Origin of the sequence: Streptomyces sp. NBC_01446 (assembly GCF_026340095.1) — a bacterium.
Classification (GTDB): Bacteria; Actinomycetota; Actinomycetes; order Streptomycetales; family Streptomycetaceae; genus Streptomyces; species Streptomyces aureus.
Genome location: NZ_JAPEPO010000001.1, coordinates 2,163,890 through 2,185,515, shown reverse-complemented (window position 1 = coordinate 2,185,515; position 21,626 = coordinate 2,163,890). Strand labels below are relative to the sequence as shown.

The 21,626-nt window shown below is 72.2% G+C and carries 17 protein-coding genes and 1 pseudogene; 12 read left to right on the top strand and 6 right to left on the bottom strand.

Annotated features, from left to right (window positions below):
- The first annotated feature begins 1 nt into the window (after position 1).
- A complete protein-coding gene (locus OG456_RS09685; RefSeq protein ID WP_266559212.1) occupies positions 2–1,045 on the top strand; it encodes a ketoacyl-ACP synthase III family protein in 1,044 nt (347 codons plus the stop codon).
- Between the two features lie 80 nt (positions 1,046–1,125).
- Here OG456_RS09685 and OG456_RS09680 read toward each other — a convergent pair whose 3' ends face one another.
- The 5 genes from OG456_RS09680 to OG456_RS09660 form a co-directional block, all read right to left on the bottom strand.
- Positions 1,126–2,232 carry a winged helix DNA-binding domain-containing protein gene (locus tag OG456_RS09680; RefSeq protein WP_266559210.1) on the bottom strand — a complete coding sequence of 369 codons (1,107 nt, stop codon included), beginning with the start codon at positions 2,230–2,232 and terminating at the stop codon, positions 1,126–1,128.
- Positions 2,233–2,338: 106 nt separating this feature from the next.
- Complete coding sequence (locus tag OG456_RS09675) at positions 2,339–3,361, bottom strand: NADP-dependent oxidoreductase (protein WP_266559208.1); 1,023 nt, start codon at positions 3,359–3,361, stop codon at positions 2,339–2,341.
- Positions 3,358–4,617, bottom strand: coding sequence for a cytochrome P450 (locus OG456_RS09670; RefSeq protein WP_266559206.1), 1,260 nt, complete (start codon positions 4,615–4,617; stop codon positions 3,358–3,360). Before OG456_RS09670 ends, OG456_RS09675 begins: the two co-directional genes overlap by 4 nt.
- An 89-nt stretch (positions 4,618–4,706) precedes the next feature.
- Positions 4,707–5,828 carry an epoxide hydrolase family protein gene (locus OG456_RS09665; RefSeq protein WP_266559204.1) on the bottom strand — a complete coding sequence of 374 codons (1,122 nt, stop codon included), beginning with the start codon at positions 5,826–5,828 and terminating at the stop codon, positions 4,707–4,709.
- A gap of 82 nt (positions 5,829–5,910) precedes the next feature.
- On the bottom strand, positions 5,911–7,140 hold the full coding sequence (locus tag OG456_RS09660; RefSeq protein ID WP_266559202.1) for a cytochrome P450: 1,230 nt from the start codon (positions 7,138–7,140) through the stop codon (positions 5,911–5,913).
- Positions 7,141–7,380: 240 nt separating this feature from the next.
- Here OG456_RS09660 and OG456_RS09655 point away from each other — a divergent pair, with 240 nt between their 5' ends.
- The 11 genes and pseudogenes from OG456_RS09655 to OG456_RS50455 form a co-directional block, all read left to right on the top strand.
- Positions 7,381–8,382 (top strand): CaiB/BaiF CoA-transferase family protein, encoded by a 1,002-nt coding sequence (locus tag OG456_RS09655; protein ID WP_266559200.1) that lies wholly within the window; start codon positions 7,381–7,383, stop codon positions 8,380–8,382.
- A 97-nt stretch (positions 8,383–8,479) separates the two neighbouring features.
- Complete coding sequence (locus OG456_RS09650; RefSeq protein WP_266559198.1) at positions 8,480–10,285, top strand: MFS transporter; 1,806 nt, start codon at positions 8,480–8,482, stop codon at positions 10,283–10,285.
- Positions 10,286–10,508: 223 nt separating this feature from the next.
- Complete coding sequence (cimA, locus tag OG456_RS09645) at positions 10,509–12,155, top strand: citramalate synthase (RefSeq protein ID WP_266559196.1); 1,647 nt, start codon at positions 10,509–10,511, stop codon at positions 12,153–12,155.
- A 43-nt stretch (positions 12,156–12,198) separates the two neighbouring features.
- Positions 12,199–13,230, top strand: a complete 1,032-nt coding sequence (locus OG456_RS09640) for a ketoacyl-ACP synthase III family protein (RefSeq protein WP_266559194.1) — start codon at positions 12,199–12,201, stop codon at positions 13,228–13,230.
- A 125-nt stretch (positions 13,231–13,355) separates the two neighbouring features.
- Entirely contained in the window at positions 13,356–14,345 is a 990-nt protein-coding gene (locus OG456_RS09635) for an aromatase/cyclase (protein WP_266559192.1), read from the top strand.
- Positions 14,332–14,964: an antibiotic biosynthesis monooxygenase gene (locus OG456_RS09630; RefSeq protein WP_266559190.1), complete on the top strand. Its 633-nt coding sequence runs from the start codon at positions 14,332–14,334 to the stop codon at positions 14,962–14,964. Before OG456_RS09635 ends, OG456_RS09630 begins: the two co-directional genes overlap by 14 nt.
- 120 nt (positions 14,965–15,084) lie before the next feature.
- Positions 15,085–15,264, top strand: a complete 180-nt coding sequence (locus OG456_RS09625) for an acyl-CoA carboxylase subunit epsilon (protein ID WP_266559188.1) — start codon at positions 15,085–15,087, stop codon at positions 15,262–15,264.
- A gap of 127 nt (positions 15,265–15,391) precedes the next feature.
- The gene (locus OG456_RS09620) at positions 15,392–17,137 is read left to right on the top strand and encodes a fatty acyl-AMP ligase (protein ID WP_266559186.1); all 1,746 of its coding nucleotides are present in this window, start codon (positions 15,392–15,394) and stop codon (positions 17,135–17,137) included.
- On the top strand, positions 17,134–18,870 hold the full coding sequence (locus tag OG456_RS09615; protein ID WP_266559184.1) for an acyl-CoA dehydrogenase family protein: 1,737 nt from the start codon (positions 17,134–17,136) through the stop codon (positions 18,868–18,870). Before OG456_RS09620 ends, OG456_RS09615 begins: the two co-directional genes overlap by 4 nt.
- A gap of 46 nt (positions 18,871–18,916) precedes the next feature.
- Entirely contained in the window at positions 18,917–20,167 is a 1,251-nt protein-coding gene (locus OG456_RS09610; protein ID WP_266559182.1) for an acyltransferase domain-containing protein, read from the top strand.
- A 109-nt stretch (positions 20,168–20,276) separates the two neighbouring features.
- A pseudogene (locus OG456_RS50455) lies at positions 20,277–20,876 on the top strand (4'-phosphopantetheinyl transferase superfamily protein); the annotation flags it as partial.
- A gap of 126 nt (positions 20,877–21,002) precedes the next feature.
- Here the strand turns inward: OG456_RS50455 and OG456_RS09600 are convergent.
- A complete protein-coding gene (locus OG456_RS09600) occupies positions 21,003–21,617 on the bottom strand; it encodes a DNA-binding response regulator (RefSeq protein WP_266559180.1) in 615 nt (204 codons plus the stop codon).
- Positions 21,618–21,626: the final 9 nt, after the last annotated feature.

The window sequence follows — 21,626 nt, the reverse complement described above, 5'->3', positions numbered from 1 at the left end:
CATGCGCTGGAACAACCTGTACGTCGCCGGAGTGGGCGGGTACCTGCCCGAGCGGATCGAGACCGCGCAGGAGGCGATCGCGGCCGGCCGGTACACGCAGCAGAAGCAGTCCCTGAACGGGTTCCGCTCCGTGCACATCGCCGCCGAGGACGAGACGGGCCCCACGATGGCGGCCGTCGCGGGACGCCAGGCGGTGGCCAGGTCGGGCCACGGGCACGACGAGTTCGGCCTCGTCCTGCACAGCTACATAGGCCACCAGGGCCTCGACTTCTGGACGCCCGCCAGCTTCGTGCAGCGCGAGACGGTCGGCGGCAGCGGCCCGGCGTTCGAGATCAAGCAGGGCTGCAACGGCATGCTGGCCTCCTTCGAGGTCGCCGCCTCGTACGTGACCTCGCGCCCCGACGTCACCGCCGCCCTCATCACCGGCGGCGACGCCTTCCGGATGCCGTACATCGACCGATGGGGCTCCGACGAGCAGAACGTCGACGGTGACGGCGCGGCTGCCCTCGTGCTGTCCGGCCGGGGCGGCTTCGCCCGCGTCCGCGCCACCTACTCGCACGCCGACCCGTCCCTGGAGCCGATGGGCCGCAGCGGCGCGAGCTGGACCGACGCCCCGTTCTCGGGCGGCGCGCCGGTCGGCGTCAGCGAGCGCAAGTCGGACTACCTCCTCGCCGAGGACATGGACTTCGACGACGCGATCGAGAAGATCTCCTCCAGCGTGCAGCTGTCCATGAAGCAGGCGCTGCACGAGGCGGAGATCGAGCTGTCCGACGTCCGGTTCTTCCTCCACCAGAACCTGGCCCTGTCCATCGTGACCCACGGCCTGTACGGCCTGCTCGGCGTCGACCGCGAGCGCACGACCCACGAGTGGGGCCTGTCGACGGGCATGGTCGGAACGGCCGACCCGGTCCTCGGCCTCAACCGGATCATGGAGACGGGCGACCCGAAGCCCGGCGACCTGGTGGTCCTCCAGGCGGCCGGCGCCGGCTACGTGTGGACGACGACCGTCCTGGAGATCCTGGACGTCCCGGACTGGGCGAACTGACCACGCACGCGGCGGGGGAGAGGCCGGAACGCGGTCTCTCCCCCGCCGCGTGCGTCGTCGTACGGACGCCGCGTCCGCCGTCACGCCACGCGGATGTCGCGCGCGGTGGCGGACGCCGCGGCGAACGCGAGCAGCGCGTTGCCCTCCTCCACGAGCGTGTCGTGGTCCTTGCCGCTCAGCGGGCCGAACGGCTCCAGAACGAGCGTCGCCGCCTTGCGCCTCTGCTCGATGCGCCACATGCCCCGCACGAAGCCGTCGACGAGGAAGGTCGGCTTGATCAGCCCGTTGCGGGTGAAGACGAGCTTGCGCTGCTCCTCGGTGATGATGCGGCTGCGGTCTGCGTGCGACAGCAGGATGTTGTCGAAGTCCGGCAGGAACCGCACCGGGACGGGGGTGTCCGCGTCGGGCCGGGGCGCGTCGGCCAGGTCGAACAGCTCCACCCCGTTCTCGTCGCGGAACCTGCGCACGCGCGACCCGAGCCGCTGCACGGACTCGGCGAGCCGCGTCATGCCCGACCAGGCCTGGACGTCCTTCACCGAGGCGGGCCCGAAAGCGGCCAGATAGCGCTCGACCATGGCGTCCGGCGACGTGCTGTCCGCGAGCGGCCGCCCGAGCCACGACTCCGCGCTCGTGTGCACGGCCTGTCCGCTCTCGCCCCACAGGCCGCGCGGCGGCACCTGCACGAGCGGCACCAGGGTCCGTACGACGTTGGCGAGGGCGAAGGGGTCCCGGTCGGGCCACCGCTCCGCGAGCGCGGTGCCGATCCCGCCCAGCGTCAGCGGCTCGCCCTCGACCAGGGCCCGGCCCTCCGCGGCCACCTTCGCGAGGTCGAGCCCTTCGAGCTTGCGGCCGAACGTGCCCTTGAGGCCCTGCCGCAGCGAGCCGTCGAGCACGGGGCGCAGCGCCAGGCAGTCGTCGGCCGTGACCAGATGGATCGTTCCCCTCATCAGCGCGATGCGGACGACCTCGCGCTCCCTGACGAGGCCGGCCAGGTCCTCGATACGGAAGCCGTCGATCCGCGTCCACAGGCCGATGTAGGGCGGGTTGGGCGCCTGGGCCTGCATGCCCACCAGGTGCCCGACGACCCCGGCCGCCGGCATCGACGTCCGTTCGAGCAGCAACTGCCGTGCCAGCAAAGCCCTGTTGAGCGCTCGCCGGTCCAGCACCGCCGCGTCTCCTGTCACCACGAAGGGATCCTCTCGCTGTGTCGTCGCACTGTCATGTGTCTCCACGAACAACGCGGTGGTGCCCCGGACAGCGTCCGGGGCACCACCGCGGGCTCACCGAATCCGGTCAGCTCATTCTCACCAGCACCGTGCCGCTGTACTTGCGGTCGAGCAGCGCGACGAACGCCGTCGGCAGCTCCGCGACCCCGCCCTCGACGACCGTGTGCGGGAACACGATGCGCTCCTCCCGCAGCCACGTGCCGAACTGGGTGTTCCACTCCTCGATCTGGTCCGGGGTGTGCAGCGTCGCGAACCCGCGCAGCGTCAGGTCCTTGGTGATCGCCGACATCAGCTGGAGGCGCGGCGCGCCACCGTCACCCGAGCCGTGCTGCCCCGACAGCGCGCCGCACAGCGCGAAGCGGGCCCCGCGCGAGGCGACCTGCACCGCGGCCTCGAACTGCTCGCCGCCGACGTTGTCGAAGACCACGTCGAGACCGTCGGGCGCGAGCTCCGCCAGCTGCTCGGCGACCGGCCCCTCGTGGTAGTCGAAGGCCGCGTCGAAGCCCAGCTCCTCGACGAGGAAGTCGATCTTCTCCTTGGAGCCGGTGCTGCCGATGACGCGCTTGGCGCCCCGCAGCCTGGCGATCTGCCCGGCGAGCGCGCCGACGCCGTTGGTCGCGCCCGACACGAACACCGTGTCGCCCTCGGAGACACCCGCCGTGCCGACCATGCCGTGCCAGGCCGTCGGCCCCTGGGACAGGAAGTACTCGGGACCCGGCAGCAGCGCGCGGTCGCGCTTGAAGAACCCGTGGGCGTCCCCGGTCGCGTACTCGCGCCAGCCCGAGAAGTGCTCCACGAGGTCGCCGACGGCGAGCGTGTCGCTGTTCGACGCGACGACCGTGCCGACGGTGCGGCCCCACATGGCGACGCCCGGCTGGAACACCGGGATCGGCAGCTTCGTGTCCGGGTTCATCTGGTCGCGGGCCACGGAGCCGAGCGTCATCCAGTCGTTGCGGACGACGACCTCGCCATTGCCGGGCGCCGTGAGCTCCGACTCGCCGAACTCGAAGTGGTCCAGGGTCACTTCGCCGTCGGGGTAGGCCGCGAGACGGACCTCCTTGCTGACGGCGGGAAGCTCGACGCTGCTCATACGGTGCTCCTACTCACGGTGCTCGTGCTCAGGTGGACGGGAAGGCTGACCAGGTTGTGGTTCACGTCGCCGGCCCGCCACAGCAGTTCGCCCTCCGGCACGGCGAGGCGCGCGTCCGGGAAGCGGCGAGTCAACTCCTCCAGGGCGACGGCGAGTTCGACGCGGGCCAGCGGTGCGCCCAGGCAGTGGTGGATGCCGTAGCCGAAGGCCAGGTGCGGGTTGTCCGTACGGCGGAAGTCCACGGTCTCCGGGTCGGCGAAGACGGCGGCGTCGCGGTTGGCGGAGGCGAAGGCGAGGAACACGGCGTCACCGGCCGGGATCGTGGTGTCCCCGATCGTCACGTCCTCGGTGGCGATGCGCGGCATCCCGGAGGTGTCGTTGCCGGTCAGGTTGACCGTCCGCAGCAGCTCCTCCAGGGCGGCGGGGACGTCCTCGGGGTGCTCGCCGAGCCGCCGCCACACGTCGGCGTGGCGGTCGAGGAGGGTCAGGACGAAGTTGGATATCTGCCCAGCGGCCGAGTCGAACCCGCCGCCGAGCAGCGTGTAGCCGAGCCCGACCAGCTCCTCGAAGCCGAGCCGGTCCTCGCCGTCACGGGCCGTGATCAGGTCGGACAGCACGTCGTCGGCGGGCTGCGCCTGCTTGCCCGCCACCAGGCCTGCGATGTACGCGCCGAGGTTCTCGCGTCCCTCGACGGCGAGCTCCTCGGGACCGGAGACGTCGGCGAACTGGCGTACCCAGACGAGGAACTGGTCCCGGTCCTTCTCGGGCACGCCGAGCAGTTCGCAGATGACGCCCATGGCCAGCGGGGCGGCGAAGCCCTCGACGAGGTCCACAGGCCCGTCCGCCGGCTGCTTCTCCAGGGCGTCGAGAAGGCGGCCCGCAAGCTCGCGCACCCGCGGCCGCATGCCCTCGATCCGCGCCGGGGAGAACGCCTGCTCCGCCAGGACCCGCAGCCGGGTGTGGTCCGGCGGGTCGAGCGAGACGATCATCCCGGGCGGCGCCTGGAACAGGCCGCTGAACTTCGGTGCCTCCGGCGCGTACGACGCCGCCCGGCTGAACCGGGTGTCGTCGAGCACCGCCTTGATGTCCTCGTGGCGAGTCACGATCCAGGCATGACCCCCGCCGCTCCACCGCACCCGTACGACGGGCCGTTCCGCACGCAGCCGGGTGAAGAGCGGGTCGGGGCCCCGGTAACTCGTCCCCGGGAACGGGAATTCGGGGAGTTCTTCACTCACCCCGGTTGTTCGGGCGGTCATGGGCAGGGCCTCCGGGTTCGGGAATCAGGAATCACGTGGACGGGCCGGGACGGCCGGCGGGGTTGAACGGCCGTGCTCACGAGCGGAGTTCAAGCCAGCGTGCCGAAGAACGAGCGCAGTTCGCCGACCAGCAGCTCGGGCTGTTCGAGCGCCGGGAAGTGACCGCCGCTCTCGTGGTCGGTCCAGCGGCGCAGATCGGTGAAGCGGTGCTCGCACCAGGCGCGCGGCATCCGCGCGTCCTTGGGGAAGACGGCGCACGCGGTCGGCACGTCGACACGGCCGAGCGCCATCTTGTTGTGGCTCTCCCAGTAGATCCGGGCCGACGACGCGCCCGTCCCGGCCAGCCACGCGAGCGTCACCGCGTCGAGCAGCCGGTCGCGCGGGATGACCTTCTCGACGTCACCGTCGTGGTCGCTCCAGGCCCAGTACTTCTCGATCATCCAGGCCAGCTGCCCGACGGGCGAGTCGGCGAGCCCGTACCCGAGGGTCTGCGGACGGGTGGCCTGGAGGACCGAGTACGCGCCCTCGTTCGCCTGGAAGTCCTTGAGCGCGGCGAGGCCGGCGAGATCCCGCTCGTCGAGCTCGACCTGCTCCTGCGGCGGCCGTGCGAACGGCATCGCCACATGAATGCCGATCAGCCGCTCCGGCACGGTCTCGCCCAGGATGCCGGTGAGGAAGGAGCCCCAGTCGGTGCCGTGGGCCGCGAACCGCTCGTAGCCGAGGCGGCCCATCAGCTCCGCCCAGGCCGCCGCGGTGCGTTCGATGGTCCAGCCCGTGGCGTCCGGCTTGTCGCTGAAGCCGAAGCCGGGCAGCGAAGGGCAGACCACGTGGAAGGCGTCGGCCGGGTCCTCGGGGTCCGTGAGCGGCCCGATGATGTCCAGGAACTCGACGACCGAGCCGGGCCAGCCGTGGCTGAGGAGCAGCGGCCTGGCCTGCGGGTGCGGGGACCTGACGTGCAAGAAGTGGATGCCGAGCCCGTCGATCTCGGTGCGGAACTGCGGCAGGGCGGCAAGGCGCGCCTCGGTCGCCCGCCAGTCGTACGAGGTCTGCCAGTACGTGGCGAGGTCCCGGAGGTAGCCCGCCGGCACCCCCTGCGACCAGTCGTCGACGGTCTCGTTCTCCGGCCAGCGGGTGCGGGACAGCCGCTCGCGCAGGTCGGCGAGATCCTCCTCGGGGAACTCGGCGCGGAACGGCGTCACTGCGGTGCTCATGCGTCTTCCTCCTGGGCTGCCGAGGCCGGGACTGCGGCGTCGGACGTCACGCTACGGACGGCGGCTCGAGCGCCGGTCGACCTCACCACTTCACGGGCAGCTCCCACAGCCCGTAGATCACGGCCCCCTCCTTCCGGGGTATCTCCAGGAAGGGCTTGGCGAGTTCGAGGGTCGGGATGCGCTGGAACAGCTTGCTCCAGACGATCTCCAGCTCCAGGCGCGCGAGGTCCGCGCCGATGCAGTGGTGCACGCCGTGCCCGAAGCCGAGGTGCTTGCGGCTGCCGCGCGTGATGTCGAGCTTCTCCGGCTCGGGGAAGACCTCCGGGTCGCGGTTGGCCGCGAGACCGAGGCAGAGGATGCCGTCGCCCTTGCGGATGACCTGCCCGCCGATCTCGATGTCCTCCAGGGCGACCCGGGGCACCGCCGTGTCACCGATCGTCGCGAAGCGCACCAGCTCCTCGACGGCCGGCTTGACCAACGACGGGTCCGAGAGCAGCAGTCGGAGCTGGTCGGGGTTCTCCAGGAGGCAGGCCGTGCCCAGCGAGATCTGGCTCGCGGTGGTCTCGTGGCCGCCGTTCATCAGCAGCCGCACCATGTTGAACAGGTCGCGGTCGGTGTACTCCTCGCCGGACGCCTCGTAGTCCGCCATCGCGCGGCTCAGCAGGTCCTCGCCCGGCTCGCGCTTCTTCAGCTGGATGAGGTCGTTGACGTACTCGTTCACCTCGACGATCGCCGCCTGCCGCTCCTCCGTGGAGCTGTGGCCGCCGAGCAGCGCCGTGCCGTGCTTGATGAAGAACTCGTGCCGGTCCTGCGGGATCCCGAGCAGTTCGCAGATCACCGTCATCGGCACGGCCAGCGAGAACGCGTGGTGGAAGTCCACCACCGGCGTCATCGCGAGCAGCTTGTCGAGGTGGTCGTCGACGATCTCCTCGATGCGCGGACGCAGCCGCCGCACCTGCCGTGCCGTGAACGTCAGCGCGGCCTTGCGGCGCGTGTCGCTGTGCGCCTTGCCATCGTACCCGATGAACGACGTCTCGGTGCGGTACTCCGGCGGCGCGATGAAGTAGAAGGGGAAGTTGTCGTGCTTGCGGGACGCGCTGACGCGCGGGTCGGTCAGCAGGGTGCGGATGGTCTCGTAACCGGCGACCGTCCAGATCCGCAGGCCGGAACCCTTCAGCGTGACCTGGGAGACGTCCTTCTCGACGATCTCCTCGTACTCCTTCGGGGGCGTGAACGGGCACTGCCGCGCGTAGGGAAAGGTCCTGGTCTCCGCCTCTGCGGCGGCGCCCTGCTCCGGGGCACTGGTGGTCACAGTGAATCCTTCCTCTCGGGAGAGCTGCGGGGAGTTACGGGAGTTGCACAAGCGGAGTCACGTCGTGAAGAACCGGACGCACAACAGTTCCCGGAGAACGCTGCCACCGCGCCCTCGGGCACAGGTGGAGCCACCGCCGCCCGCGCTCCAGCGGGACTCGATCCGGACTCCGCCGCCGCTCCCTAGCCTCCCGGGATGGGCATAGCGACGACAGAGGGCCGGCCTCACGGGGCCGGTCCGTTGAACGGGCTGCGGGTGGTCGAACTCGCGGCGATCGGGCCGGTTCCCTTCGCGTGCATGATCCTCGCGGACCTCGGCGCCGAGGTGATCCGCGTCGACCGGGCCGACGGCCGGCGCTCCTTCGAGGCGTGGCACCAGGAACTCGACCGCGGCCGCAGCCGCATCGCCCTCGACCTGAAGAACGCCGACGACGTCTCCGAGCTCCTCGGCCTCGTCGAGACGTCCGACGTCCTGGTCGAGGGCTTCCGGCCGGGCGTCGCCGAACGCCTCGGCATCGGACCCGAGGCGTGCCACGCCCGCAACCCGGCCCTCGTCTACGCCCGGATGACCGGCTGGGGCCAGGACGGGCCGCTCTCCGACACCCCAGGACACGACATCAACTACCTCGCCCTGACCGGCGCTCTGGACGCGATCGGCGAGGCCGGCGGCCCGCCCGTCGTTCCGGTGAACTTCCTCGGGGACTTCGGCGGCGGATCCATGTTCCTCATCGCCGGCGTCCTCGCGGCCCTGTACGAACGCGAGTCGACAGGGACGGGCCGGGTCGTCGACGCCGCGATCGTGGACGGGGTCGGCGCGATGCTCGGCATGCTCGTCGGCATGCGCTCCGCCGGACAGTGGCGCCACGAGCGCGGCACGAACCTGCTCGACGGCGGCGCCCCCTTCTACACCTGCTACGCGTGCGCCGACGGCGGGTACGTCGCGGTGGGTGCCCTGGAGGAACGGTTCTACGCGGCCCTCGTGCACGGACTCGGACTCGACGCGGCGGCGCTGCCCGACCGCGACGCACCGCGCAACTGGCCCGCCCTGCGACGGGAGTTCGCGAACCGCTTCGCCGGCCGGAGCCGCGACCACTGGGCCCAGCTGTTCGAGGGGACGGAGGCGTGCGTGACCCCGGTCCTCAGCGCCGCGGAGGCCGCGTCCCACCCGCACCACCAGGCACGCGGAAGCGGTCCCGCCGCAGTGGCCCCGCGCTTCAGCCGCACTCCAGCGGAACTCCACTGACGACGGGCATCCTGCGGTCCCGATGGTCCAAGGCCGTCCAGGCCTGAGCGGCGTTCTCCGAGGACTGTCCGGTCCCCCCAATTCTGAGAGGTACACCATGGCTATTTCCTCCGAGCAGGCTCCGCCCGAGGAGAGGGAGGTAGCAAGGGACGAAGCGGCCGCGGACAAGAACATCGCCGCGGACCACCACAACGACGCGGCAGCGCCCGACCCGAAGCGCTGGATGGCGCTCCTGGTGCTGCTCGTCGCCGCCTTCATGGACATGCTGGACGGCACCATCGCCAACGTGGCGTCGCCCGCGATCCAGCACGGCATCGGTGGCGGCTACTCCGTCATCCAGTGGGTGCTCGTCGGATACCAGCTGAGCTTCGCGCTCCTGCTGATCCTCGGCGGCCGCCTCGGCGACATCTACGGCCGCAAGCGGATGTTCCTGCTCGGCGTCGTCGGCTTCACGCTGGCCTCGCTCGGCGCGGGCGCCGCCCAGGAGCCCTGGCAGCTCGTCGCCTCCCGCATGGTGCAGGGCGCCTTCGCCGGCATCATGGTGCCGCAGATCCTGGCCATCATCCACGTCACCTTCTCCGCGAAGGAGCGGGCCGGTGCCTTCGCGATGTACGGCGGTGTGGCCGGACTCGCCGCCGCCATCGGCATGGGCGCGGGCGGACCGCTCGCCGAGTGGGACCTCTTCGGCCTCGACTGGCGCCTGATCTTCCTCATCAACATCCCGGTCGGCATCCTCGGCATGATCTACGCCCCGCGCGTCCTGCGGGAGTCCAAGGCGCCGCACGCCCTCAAGCTCGACGTCCGCGGCGTCTTCCTCGCCACCGCCGGACTGCTGCTGCTGATCTTCCCGCTGCTCCAGGGCCGCGAACTGGGCTGGCCGCTGTGGGGCTTCGTGTCGATGGTGGCCTCGGTGCCGGTCCTCGCCGCGTTCGTCCTGTGGCAGAAGCGCAAGACGGCCCTCGACCGTTCGCCGCTCATGGAGCTGGCCCTGTTCCGCATCCGCAGCTTCACCTCGGGCCTCGGCGTCAACCTCGCCTTCTACATCGGCATCGGCATGTTCAACATCGGCTGGACCGTCTACATGCAGGTCGGTCTCGGCTGGTCGCCGATGCGCGCGGGCCTCACCAGCATCTCGTTCTGCGTCGGTGCCTTCCTGACCTCGTCGGCGGCGATGATCGCCCTGGTGCCGAAGTTCGGCCGCAAGGTGCTCCAGGCCGGCGCCGTCGTCACCGTGGCCGGCACGCTGAGCTTCCTGTGGGCCGCGGGCCACTACGGCAGCGAGATCAGCTCCTGGCACCTCGTCGTGCCGATGCTCCTGGTCGGCCTCGGCTTCGGCCTGATCGCCGCTCCGCTGCCGCAGATCGTGATCTCCGAGGTGCCGCAGAAGGACGCGGGCTCCGCGTCCGGCATCGTCCACACCAACGCCCAGCTGGGCTTCGCCATCGGCGGCGCCCTCGTCAGCGTGGTCTTCTTCGCTGGGCTCGCCGGCAACACCGGCTCGGCGATCGACGACCAGGCCGCGCACCTGCGCAAGGACCTCGTCGCCACCGCCCAGCTGACCCCGGGTCAGGCCGACGCCACCGTCGCGGCCTACAAGAGCTGCGCCGTCGCCCGGGTGGACGAGAAGGACCCGGCCGTCGTACCGAAGAGCTGCACCGCCCCCGAGCTCCGGAACCAGCAGGCCGCGCCGGTCCTCGCCAAGTACGCCAAGGAGTCGACGGGCAACTCGTTCGCGCTCAGCCTGCAGACCACCCTGTGGGTCTTCGCCGGCGTCGTCGCCCTGGCCTTCCTGCTGATGCTCGCGATCCCGCGGCAGATGCGCCTTGAGGCCCCCGAGGACGAGGGTGCCGAGTCCGCAGCCGGCACGGACGGCACGGCTCCCGAGGCCGCCCCGGCGGTCTGAGTTCCCGCCCCGGCAGCACCTCTTCACCCTTCCCGCCCACGGCGCGGCGGGACCGCAGGACACCACGACGGTGCCTGAGGTCCCGCCGCGCCGTCGGTGTTGCGGCCGGGCCGTCGAGGGCACGGTCCATCACCGCTCCAGCGGTTCTCCGGGCCGCCGCCCGACGGTGGGGTCAGCATCCGGAGGCCGGTACCACCGGCGCACACAGGACAAGGGAGGGGCGATGGCCGAGCAGAGCTTCCAGCTCTACGACACGACCCTGCGCGACGGCGCCCAGCAGGAAGGCATGGTGCTGACGGTCGAGGACAAGCTCGCCGTCGCAATGGAGCTCGACGCACTCGGCGTCGGGTTCATCGAGGGCGGCTGGCCCGGGGCCGTACCGAGGGACACCGAGTTCTTCCGCCGGGCCCGCACCGAACTCGACCTGAAGCACGCCGTGCTCGCCGCGTTCGGCGCCACCCGCAGAGCCGGCGTCCCGGCCCCCGTCGACCCGCAGGTACGGGCGCTGCTCGCGGCCGAGACCCCCGTCATCACCCTCGTCGCGAAGAGCCACACCGGCCATGTGCGCGACGCCCTGCGCACCACCCTCGCCGAGAACCTGTCCATGATCGGCGGCACCGTACGCCACCTCGTGCACGCGGGACGGCGCGTCTTCGTCGACGCGGAACACTACTTCGACGGCTACCAGCTCAACCGCGAGTACGCCCTCGCCGTCGTCCGCACCGCCGCCGAGGCCGGCGCCGAGACCGTCGTCCTGTGCGACACCAACGGCGGCTCCCTGCCCGACGAGGTGGCCGCCGTCGTCGCCGAGACCCACGCCATGACCGGCGTCCAGCTCGGCATCCACTGCCACAACGACACCGGCTGCGCCGTCGCCAACACCATGGCGGCGATCGACGCCGGAGCCATCCAGGCCCAGGGCACCGCGCACGGCTACGGCGAACGGTGCGGGAACGCCGACCTGTTCACCGTCATCTCGAACCTCGTCCTCAAGCGCGGCCGTGAGGTCGTACCCCTGGAACGCCTCGCGGGGCTCGCCGCGACCGGCCGCGCCATCTCCGAACTGACCGAGCTGCCGGGCAGCGCCGCCGCGCCCTACATCGGCGAGTCCGCGTTCACGCACAAGGCCGGCCTGCACGCCTCCGCCCTGCGCGTCGACCCCGACCTCTACCAGCACACCCGCCCCGAGCTCGTCGGCAACGCGATGCGCACCCTCGTCTCCGACATGGGCGGCCGCTCCTCGATCGAACTCAAGGCGCGCGAGCTGGGCTACGACGTCGAGGCCGGCTCCGACGAGGTGGCCCGCGCCGCGACCCGCGTCAAGGAACTGGAGAGCGCCGGCTACAGCTTCGAGTCCGCCGACGCCTCCTTCGAGCTGCTGCTCCGCGAGGAACTCACCGGCGCCCCGCGCACCAGGCCGTTCGAGGTCGAGTCGTGGTCCGTGAGCGTCTTCGGCGCGCAGGCCGGCGACGCCGGAGAAACCGTCCGCACCGAGGCCACCGTGCGGCTGTCCGTCCAGGGCCGCTCCATCACCGCGACCGGCCACGGCAACGGCCCGGTCAACGCCCTCGACACCGCGCTGCACGCCGCCCTCGACCCCTGCTTCCCGGCGCTCGCCCGGCTCCAGCTGGTCGACTACCGCGTCCGCGTCCTCAGCGGCGAGACCGGCAGCAGCGCCGACGCCCGCGTGCTCATCTCCTACCAGGACGGCGACCGCCGCTGGGGCACCGTCGGCGTCGACGCCAACACGACCGCTGCCAGCTGGCACGCGCTCCTCGACGCCGTCCACTACGTCCTGCTCGACGAACGGCCCGGCCGGGCCACCGGCGCCCCGGCCCACCACGCCCTGGCCGAACCCCTCAGCCCCTGACCCGCCGGCCCGGCCCCGACCTACCCGGAGAGTTGGAGAGACAGTGCGTCTGGAAGACGTCTACATACGGGGAACCGCCACGCGGCTCCCCGCCCGCATCCCGATCGCCGACGCCGTCGCCGCCGGGGACTGCCCGCCGGGCACCGCCGCGGCCACCGGCATGGAGTCGGTGGCGTACTCACCCGACGAGTCGGCCGCCGAGATGGCGGCCGCCGCCGCGCGCACCGCGCTCGAGCGGGCCGGCACCGACGGCGGCGACGTGGACCTCCTGCTGCACGCCGACACCTACCACCAGGGCCAGGACCTGTGGCCCGTCGGCTCGTACATCCAGCGCGAGACGCTCGGCAACTCCTGCCAGGCCGTCGAGATCCGGCAGATGTCCAACGGCGGACTCGCCGCACTCGACCTGGCGACCGCCTACCTCTCCGCGGGCCACGGCCACAGCGACGCCCTCCTCACCACCGCCGACCGCTTCTGCGCCCCCGGCATCGACCGCTGGAACACCGACCCGGGCACGCCCTACGCGGACGGCGCCACCGCGCTCGTCCTCTCCCGGCGCGGCGGCCACGCCCGCCTCGTCTCGCTCGCCCTGCACGCGGACTCAGACCTCGAACCGCTGCACCGGGGCGACGACCCGTTCACCACGGCGCCGTTCGGCCACCGCATGCCCGTCGACTTCGAGGCCGCCAAACGCGCCTTCGTGGGCCGCGCCGGAATCTCGTACGCGATCTCCCGGGCCCACAACGGCCAGCAGACCGTGATCAAACAGGCCCTCGCCGACGCCGGGTCCGAACTCGGCGAGGCCGACTGGGTGGTGCTTCCGCACTTCGGCCGGCGGCGTCTGACGTCCATCTACTACAAGCCGTTCGGCATCGACCCGGCACGCACCACCTGGGACTACAGCCGCACGGTCGGACACCTGGGCGCCGGCGACCAGTTCGCCGGCCTCGACCACCTCACCGTCTCCGGGCGCGCGAAGCCCGGCGACCGGGTCGTCCTCGTCAGCGTCGGTGCCGGCTACAGCTGGGGCTGCGCCGTGCTCGACATCCTCGAACGGCCGGACTGGGCACGGTAGTTGAGCCCCGACGCAACCTGAACGTCACGCTCAGGACACCGGTCCACCATTTCTCCAGTGCCGCTTGAGCACCTCATGCCAACCTTGTGATCCGCCCTGCAGCGGACAGTCCGAAGGGAATTGCCGTGGCGCCGACCACCACCACGTCCGAGACCGCCGCACTCCACGTCACGGAGCACTCCATCACCGTGGCCGCGTCTCCCGCCGCCGTGTACGCCCTGGTGGCCGATGTCGCCGAGTGGCCGCAGGTGTTCGGACCCACCGTGCACGTCGAGGTGCTCGAAGAGGCCCCCGCCGAGGGCGGCGACCAGCTGCTGCGGATCTGGGCCGTCGCCGGCGACAAGGTGCGCACCTGGACCTCCCGCCGCGTCCTCGACCCGGCGGCCCGCTCCATCACCTTCCGCCAGGTCGTGACGGCCGCCCCGGTCGCGGAGATGGGCGGTGAGTGGAAGGTCCAGGAGCTGGAGGACGGCACCACCCGCGTCACGCTCCTGCACGACTACCGCGCCGTCGACGGCGACCCGGCCGCCGAGGAACTCATCGAGAAGGCCGTCGACACCAACAGCCGCGCCGAACTCCTCGCCCTGAAGAACACCGCCGAACTCGGAGACGCCCGCGAGGAACTCCACTTCACCTTCAGCGACTCCGAGACCGTCTTCGGCGCGGCCGGCGACGTCTTCGCCTTCCTGGACCGCGCCGACCTGTGGCCCGAGCGCCTTCCGCACGTGGCCCGCCTCGACCTCACCGAGGACGAGCCCGGCATCCAGCACATGGACATGGACACCGCGAGCCCGGACGGGTCGACGCACAACACGACCTCGGTCCGCGTCTGCTTCGAGGACCGCAAGGTCATCGTCTACAAGCAGCTCCGGGTTCCGGTCGCGATGAGCGGCCACACCGGACGCTGGGTCATCGAGTCGCTGGGCGACGGCACGGTACGGGCCACGTCGTGGCACACCGTGACCCTGGACCCGGGCGGTGTGCGGACCGCCCTCGGCCCCGAGGCCACACTCGCCGAGGCCCGCGCCCTGGTGCGCAAGGCCCTCGGGACCAACAGCTCCACCACGTTGCGTCATGCCAAGCAGTTCGCGGAGGAAGTGCGTGCACAGTCGTAGTCAGGACACACCGATCACGGTGGTCAACCGGTTCGAGGTCAAGGGTGACGCCGAAGGGTTCGAGCGCGAGTTCCGGGACCACTCCCAGTACCTGCGCACACGAGAGGGATTCGACTTCCTGGTCACCGTCCAGCTCGTCGAACGACCCGACGTCTACGTCCACCTCGGGCACTGGCGGACCATGCGGGGATTCCTCGACACCGTCCACGACGACACCTTCCAGGCGCACGTCAAAAAGCTCGGCCCCCTCGTCAACACCGAGGTGGACCAGGCCGTGAGCGTGGGGCGCGTGCTCAAGGAGAACGCCGTCGTGGGGGCGCGGAACGTCGTCCTGACCCAGGCCAGGACCTTCGGCGCCACCTCGTCCTCGTTCGAGCAGCTCTTCGCCGAGACGAGCGAGCACTTCGCCCGTCTCGGCGGGTTCGGCGGCAGCGACCTGCTGCGCTCGACGCTGCGCCCCGACACCTACACGGGCATCCAGTGGTGGCGCGACACCGAGGACTGCGAACGTGCGCTCGCCGACCGGGGTCACCGCGCCCAGGCCGAGCAGATGCGCCGCACCGCCGACGTCGAGGTGCTGAGAACCCGGCACGTGGCGTACGAACGCGTCGTCGTCTGACCCGGCGAACGCGTTCAGCCGCATCGGAGCCGAGGACCGCCAAGGTCCTCGGCTCCGGCGCTTGTGGCGCACGAGCACGCTTCGAGTGGGTGCGCGCAAGCTGTCTGCATGGTGAACCAGATGCGTATCACTGTGGTCCGCGGCAGGCCCGACGACGCCGAACTGGCGGCCGTCACCGCCGTGCTGCTCGCCCTCGTGCGCCGCGCGGGCGAACCCGACGACGAGACCAAGGCCGCGTACGCCGGCTGGACCGTCAAGGGCGGCGGGTTCGCGCCCCGGCCGGCCGGGACCACGCCGTGAGCGCGAGTTCGCCGTACATCCACCGGCGAGGCGGGCGTCCCAGCGGGACGCACCGCCGCAGCGCCGACAGCAGAGCCGGCCGTGGGCCGTCCCCCGAGGGCGGCGCCGCGGCAGGGGAGGGGGAGGCGTGAGCGGTCAGCAGACCTTTACGGAGCACATCCAAGGCCGGGCGGCGATGACGCCGGACCGGGAGGCGTTGATCCTCCTCAGCGAGCACGAGGGCACGCTGCGGCCCGAGACGGTCACGTACGCGGAACTCGACCGCGCGGCAAGGAACTTGGCGTCCGTGCTCGGCCGGCACGTCGGCCCGGGGGACCGGGTGCTGATCGCCCACCGCTCCCGCGCATTGTTCGTCACCAGCTTCCTGGCCTGCCTGTACGCGGGAGCCATCGCGGTCCCCGTCGCGCCGACCGGCGGGCGCGGCCACCACGACGAGCGCTTCGCCGGCATCGTCAAGGAAGCCGCCGTGGCGTGCGTGCTCACGTCCACCACGGAGGCGGCGGACGTCTCCCAGCTGCTCGCCCGCACCGGACACGGCGAGGTCGTCTGTCTGCCGGCCGACGGCCCCGCCGCGCTCGCCGACGCCGGGCCGTGGGAGCCGTTCGCGGCCGACGCCGACACGGTCGCCTACCTCCAGTACACGTCCGGCTCGACCCGCGACCCGCGCGGCGTGATCGTCACCCACCGCAGCCTGCTCGCCAATCAGCGCGCCATCCAGGAAGCGCTCGGCACACGGCCGGGCGCGCGGCTCGGCGGCTGGCTGCCCCTGCACCACGACATGGGCCTCGTCGGCCAGTTGCTGCACGCGCTGTGGCTCGGCGGCACCGCGGTCCTGCTGACCCCGACGGCGTTCGTCAAGCGCCCGGCGAACTGGCTGGAGACCATCTCCCGCTACGGCCTGACCGTCAGCGCCGCCCCCGACTTCGCGTACGAGATGTGCGTGCGCCGCGTCAACGACAGCCAGCTCGCGGGCCTCGACCTGTCCGGCTGGGAGACCGCCGTCAACGGCGGCGAGCCGATAGACGCCGCGACGCTCGACGCGTTCGCCGAGCGGTTCGCCCCCGCCGGGTTCCGCCCCGGGGCCCTGGCCCCCTGCTACGGCCTGGCCGAGGCCACCCTCATCGTCTCCGGCACCCACACCGCCCCGGCCGCGGCCGGGCGCGCCGTGGACGCCGCCGCCCTGGAGAGCGGCCGGCTCACCGACCCCGTCGGCCCCGGCCGCACCGTCGCCCACTGCGGCCCGCCCGCCTCCGTCGACGTACGGATCGTCGACCCGGACACGTGTGCCGAGGTGGCGGACGGAGTCGTCGGGGAGATCTGGGTGCGCGGCGAGAGCGTCGGGCCCGGCTACTGGGCGCGCCCCGCCGAGACCGCCGCCGCGTTCGGCTGCCGGATCACCGGCGGCGAGAACGGCTTCCTGCGCACCGGCGACCTCGGCGCGCTCCGAGGCGGCCTGCTCCATGTCACCGGCCGCCTCAAGGACATGATCGTGATCGCCGGCCGCAACCTCTATCCGCAGGACCTGGAGCGCACGGTCCAGCAGGTCAGCGGCCTCTTCGGCGCCGCCACCGCCTTCGCGCTCCCCGGCGTGCGGGAACGGATCGTGATCATCCAGGAACTGCGCTCCGGCAGCCGCTACGACATCGACCTGGCCTCGCTCGCCGCCGCCGTGCAGCAGCGCATCAGCGAGGAGTACGAGGTGCGCACCGCCGGAGTCGTCCTCGTCAGACCGGGCACGGTCCGGCGGACCACGAGCGGCAAGGTCGAGCGGGCGGCGATGCGCCGGCTCTTCCTGCGCGGCGAACTCGCCCCGCTGCACCAGCGGATGGAACCGGACTTGGAGCAGCTCATGGCGGCAGGGAGGCGGCGATGACGACGGCGGAGGACCGGATCGATGCCCTGGAGCTGGCGTTCGGCGCCCTCGACGACCCGGGCAACCCGCTCGGCGCCGACGCGCTGCTCGCCGCCGACGCGGCCGGCACCGTCCTGCCCGAGGCCGAACAGGTCCTCGACGCGTTCGGGCTCAACGCCGAGTTCGTGCCCGCCGACGTCGGCGGCCGGCTTGAGCGGATGGACCTCCTTGGCCGGCTGCTTCGCCCGGTGTTCCGCCGGGACGCCTCGCTCGGCTTCGGCTACGGACTCAACTGCTTCTTCGCCGCGACCCCGGTGTGGACCGCGGGCGACGACGCGCAGCGCCGCCTCGCCGCCGGGTTCCTGCTGAGCGGCCGGCGGCTCGCGGTGGCCCGGCACGAGGTCGCCCACGGAAACGACTTCGTCCGCGACGAGTTCACCGCGCGGGAGGTTCCGGACGGCCTCGTCATCGACGGCAGCAAGTCGGCCATCGCCAACGCCTCGCGCGCCACAGGGCTTGTCCTCTTCGCCCGCATGGAGGCGGCAGCGCGCGGCCGCAGCCACAGCGTGCTGCTGCTCGACCGCGACGAGCTGCCCGAGGGCGCCGTCGAGAACCTGGCCCGACGCACGACGACCGGGATGCGCAGCGCGGAGTTCGGCGGACTGCGGATCACCGACTGCCTCGTCCCGTACAGCGCCGTGCTCGGCGAGGTCGGCGACGGCTACGAGCTGTCGCTGCGCTCCTCGCTGCTCATCCGCGGGCTCATCCCGTCCATCGTGCTCGCGGGCGCCGACACCGCGCTGCGCACGGTGGCCCGGTTCGCGAACCGCACGCGCGCGGACGGCCGTTCGTCGCTCGACGTGCGCCATGTGCGGGACGTGCTCACCGGCGGCTTCCTCGACCTGCTGATCATCGACTGCCTCGCCCTGGTCGCGACCCGCGCCCTGCACCTGCTGCCCCGGCAGATGAGCGCCTACGCGGCGGCCGCCGCCTACCTCGCCCCGAAGCTCGTCGCCGAGAGCATGGACGAGATGTCGTCCGTGCTCGGCGAGGAGACGTTCGCCCAGGACGGCGCGTACGCGATGTTCCAGAAGCAGCGGCGCGACCTGCCCGTCACCTCGCTCGGGCACGCGGGCAGCGCGGGGCGGCAGGTCAGCATCCTGCCCCAACTGCCGTACTTCGCACGGCACGCGTGGTTCGCCGACCCCGAGCCGCCGCCGGAACTGTTCAGGCCGGACGGGGACCTGCCGCCCCTCGACCTGTCCCAGCCGGTGCTGCTCGGCGACGGCGACCCGCTCGCCGCGACCCTGGTCGCGTGCACGGACCTGCTGGAAGCGGACGGACCGCCGCACGGGGACGACAGCGTCGGCGGCCCGGCCCTGCGCTTCCTCGCCCGGGTCCTCACCGGTGAACTCGCCGAACTGAAGAAGGCGTTCGAGACCGTCGCGGAGGGCGACCGCGAGGCCCTGTCGAGCCCGCAGAGCTTCGGCCTCGCCGACCGGTACACCCTCGTCCTCGCGGCGGCGGCCTGCCTCGGCGTGTGGCGCGAACAGCGCTCCGCGCCGGCGGGCCGCACGGACGCGTTCCTCGCCGGCCCGGCCTGGATCACCGCCGTCCTGTACCGGCTCGTCGCCCGCCTCGGCCTGCCGCTGCCCGACCGGCCCGCCGAACCGGAGCGCCTCGTCCTCGACGAGGTCGTCGCCCGGCTGCGCAACCGGCGCAGCTACGACCTCTACGCCTCGCCGCTCGCCTGACTGTCGCCCCCACCCCCCACCCCAGAGCCCGACAGGGAGCACACCCATGCAGGAGCAACCACCGAACGCCCAGGAAGACTTCGCGGTCGCCCACCGCGAATGGCTGACCGAGCGGGTCGCCCACTACCTCGGTCACGGGGTCGCGGACGACGTGCCGCTGACCGAGGAGGGCCTCGACTCCGTGGCGGCCCTCAGCCTCTATGGGGACATCGAGGAAGAGTTCGGCTCGCTCATCGAACCGGAGGACGTCTGGGCGTTCCCCACCGTGCGGCAGCTCTCGAACCTGCTGGCGATGCGTGACGCGGGCCGGGGCGGCGGCCAGGTCAGGGCCGCGTTCGTCTTCACCGGCCAGGGCTCCCAGCACCCCGGCATGACCTCCGGCCTGTACCTGAACTCCACCGGGTACCGCACCTTCCTGGACGAGGCCGACGAGGCGGTCCGCCCGTGGACCAAGCAGTCCGTGGTGGAGCTGATCCTGTCCGACGACCCGCGCATCCACCGCACCGCGCTCACCCAGCCGGCCCTGTTCGCCGTCGAGTACGCCCTGGCCCGCACCCTGGAGGAGGCCGGAGTGCGCCCGGCCGCCGTACTGGGCCACGGGGTGGGGGAGTTCGCCGCCGCCACGATCGCCGGCGCGCTGACCCTCGCCGACGCCGCGAAGCTGGTGTCCATGCGCGGCGCCTTCATGCAGTACCTGCCGCCGGGCGGCGGCATGATGGCCGTCTGCATCACCCCGTACGAGGCCGCCGAACTCGTCGCGGCCGAACCGGCCGTGGGCATCAGCGCGATCAACGCGGCCAAGGCGATCGTGCTCTCCGGCGACCGGACCGCGCTCGACCGCATCGAGGCCCGCCTCGGCGAACGCGGCATCCGCTGCCGCCACCTGGCCGTCTCGCACGCCTTCCACTCGCCGCTGATGGCGCCCGTGGTCCCCAAGTTCGAGGCCGTCGTCCGCAAGATGCCCGGCGGCACCGCCCAGGTCCCGTTCTACTCGACGGTCTACGGCCGCCTCGCCACCGAACCGCTCTACGCCCCGTACTGGGCCGAGCAGATCACCGCGCCCGTGCGGTTCGCCGACGCCGCCCGCAGCCTGCTCGCCCAGCAGGCGCCCACCCACGTCGTGGAGATCGGCCCGCAGGCCGTCCTCACCCCGTATCTGCGGCGGATGGGCGGCGGCCTGCGCGGCCCGGCCTGCATCCCGGTGTGCCAGGGGCCGGCGAGCGACGCCGTCGACCTGGCCGGTGTGATCTCCGCCCTCGACGCCGGACCGCTGGCCGCGGCCCTGCCCGGAGCCTGAGGTGGGGGAACGGGTGGGACGCCCGTTGCCCGCGCCGGGGCCGGACGAGTCCTGGGGCGACATCCACGGCGAGCTGCGGCGCACCGGCAGCGTCGTGCTCCACGCCTCGATGCCCGACTGGCTGCCGGCCGGCGGGACGGAGAGCGAGCTGCGCCGCCGCCTCGGCCGCGACTGGCGGCGCTACGAGAGCCTGGCCCAGCCCCGCACCCGGGAGCGGTTCGTGGCCTCCCGGCTGCTGCTGCGCTACTCGGCGGCGGCCGTCCTGCGCACCGCCCCCGACCTGGTGGACCTGGCCTACCAGCCGGGCGGGCGCCCGTACGTCCGCGGCTGCGACCAGATCGACGTCAGCCTCAGCCACACCGAGGAGATGATGGTCGTCGGGATCACCCGGCGTGGCCGGATCGGCGTGGACGTGGAACGGGCGGACCGGCGCCTCGCGCACACCGGTTCGGAGCGTCAGGCCTGCACACCGTACGAGAAGGCGTGTCTCGACGCGGGCGGTGACGAGGTGCGCAACGACACGATGGTGCGCCTGTGGACGCTCAAGGAGGCGTACAGCAAGGCGCTCGGGCAGGGACTGCGGTTCCGCTTCACGGAGTTCGGGTTCGCGCTCGACGACGGGGAACCGCGGCTGACCCGGCCCGACGGTTCGCGGGTGCCGGGCGGCGAGTGGCAGTTCGGCACGTACCCCGCCGGGGCGGGATACGTCATCGCGGTCGCCGTGTGCGACGCGGGCTTCGGTGAGCTCGCGGACCTGTCGGTCCGGACGATGCTGGACGACGGCATGTTCGACGCGCTGCTCGGCGCGCCGGGGCAGGGCCGGAACCCGGGGCCGTCAGGGCAGCCAGCCGGCCTCCTCGGCGATCCGGATGGCGTCGATGCGGTTGCGCGCGCCGAACTTTCCGACGATGGCCGTCAGGTAGTTGCGGACCGTGCCCTTGGAAAGATAGAGGCATCCGGCGATCTCGGCGGCGTCGGCGCCCCGGGCGGCGAGGCGTAGGACCTCCAGTTCGCGCGGGGACAGCGGGTTCTCCGGTGAGTCCCACGCCGACAGCGCGAGCTGGGGGTCCACGACCCGGCGGCCCGTCGCCACCGACCGCACGGCCAGGGCGAGTTGGCTGGGCGGCGAGTCCTTGAGGAGGAAACCGGACACCTGGGCGGACAGGGCGCGCCGCAGGGTGCCGGGGCGGCCGAGCGAGGTGAGGATCAGCGTGCGGCAGCTGGGCAGCCGTTCGTGCAGCTCGGCCGCCGCCGTCAGCCCGTCGATGCCGGGCAGGTCGATGTCGATCACCGCCACGTCCGGTTTGGACTCGAGCGCGGCGGCGACGATCGTGTCGCCCCGGTCGACGGTGGACACGACATGGAGATCCGGCTCCAGCTGGAGCAGCGCGACGAGCGCGCCCTGGATCATGTGGACATCCTCGGCGAGGAGGATTCTGACGGACAACATCTGTACCCC

Coding starts and splice junctions, on each gene's coding strand:
- OG456_RS09665 (WP_266559204.1), bottom strand. CDS start 5,828: ATGAGCACCGCAGTGACGCCGTTCCGCGCCGAGTTCCCCGAGGAGGAT.
- OG456_RS09615 (WP_266559184.1), top strand. CDS start 17,134: ATGACGACGGCGGAGGACCGGATCGATGCCCTGGAGCTGGCGTTCGGC.
- OG456_RS09675 (WP_266559208.1), bottom strand. CDS start 3,361: ATGAGCAGCGTCGAGCTTCCCGCCGTCAGCAAGGAGGTCCGTCTCGCG.
- OG456_RS09625 (WP_266559188.1), top strand. CDS start 15,085: ATGCGTATCACTGTGGTCCGCGGCAGGCCCGACGACGCCGAACTGGCG.
- OG456_RS09685 (WP_266559212.1), top strand. CDS start 2: ATGCGCTGGAACAACCTGTACGTCGCCGGAGTGGGCGGGTACCTGCCC.
- OG456_RS09610 (WP_266559182.1), top strand. CDS start 18,917: ATGCAGGAGCAACCACCGAACGCCCAGGAAGACTTCGCGGTCGCCCAC.
- OG456_RS09670 (WP_266559206.1), bottom strand. CDS start 4,617: ATGACCGCCCGAACAACCGGGGTGAGTGAAGAACTCCCCGAATTCCCG.
- OG456_RS09650 (WP_266559198.1), top strand. CDS start 8,480: ATGGCTATTTCCTCCGAGCAGGCTCCGCCCGAGGAGAGGGAGGTAGCA.
- OG456_RS09600 (WP_266559180.1), bottom strand. CDS start 21,617: ATGTTGTCCGTCAGAATCCTCCTCGCCGAGGATGTCCACATGATCCAG.
- cimA (WP_266559196.1), top strand. CDS start 10,509: ATGGCCGAGCAGAGCTTCCAGCTCTACGACACGACCCTGCGCGACGGC.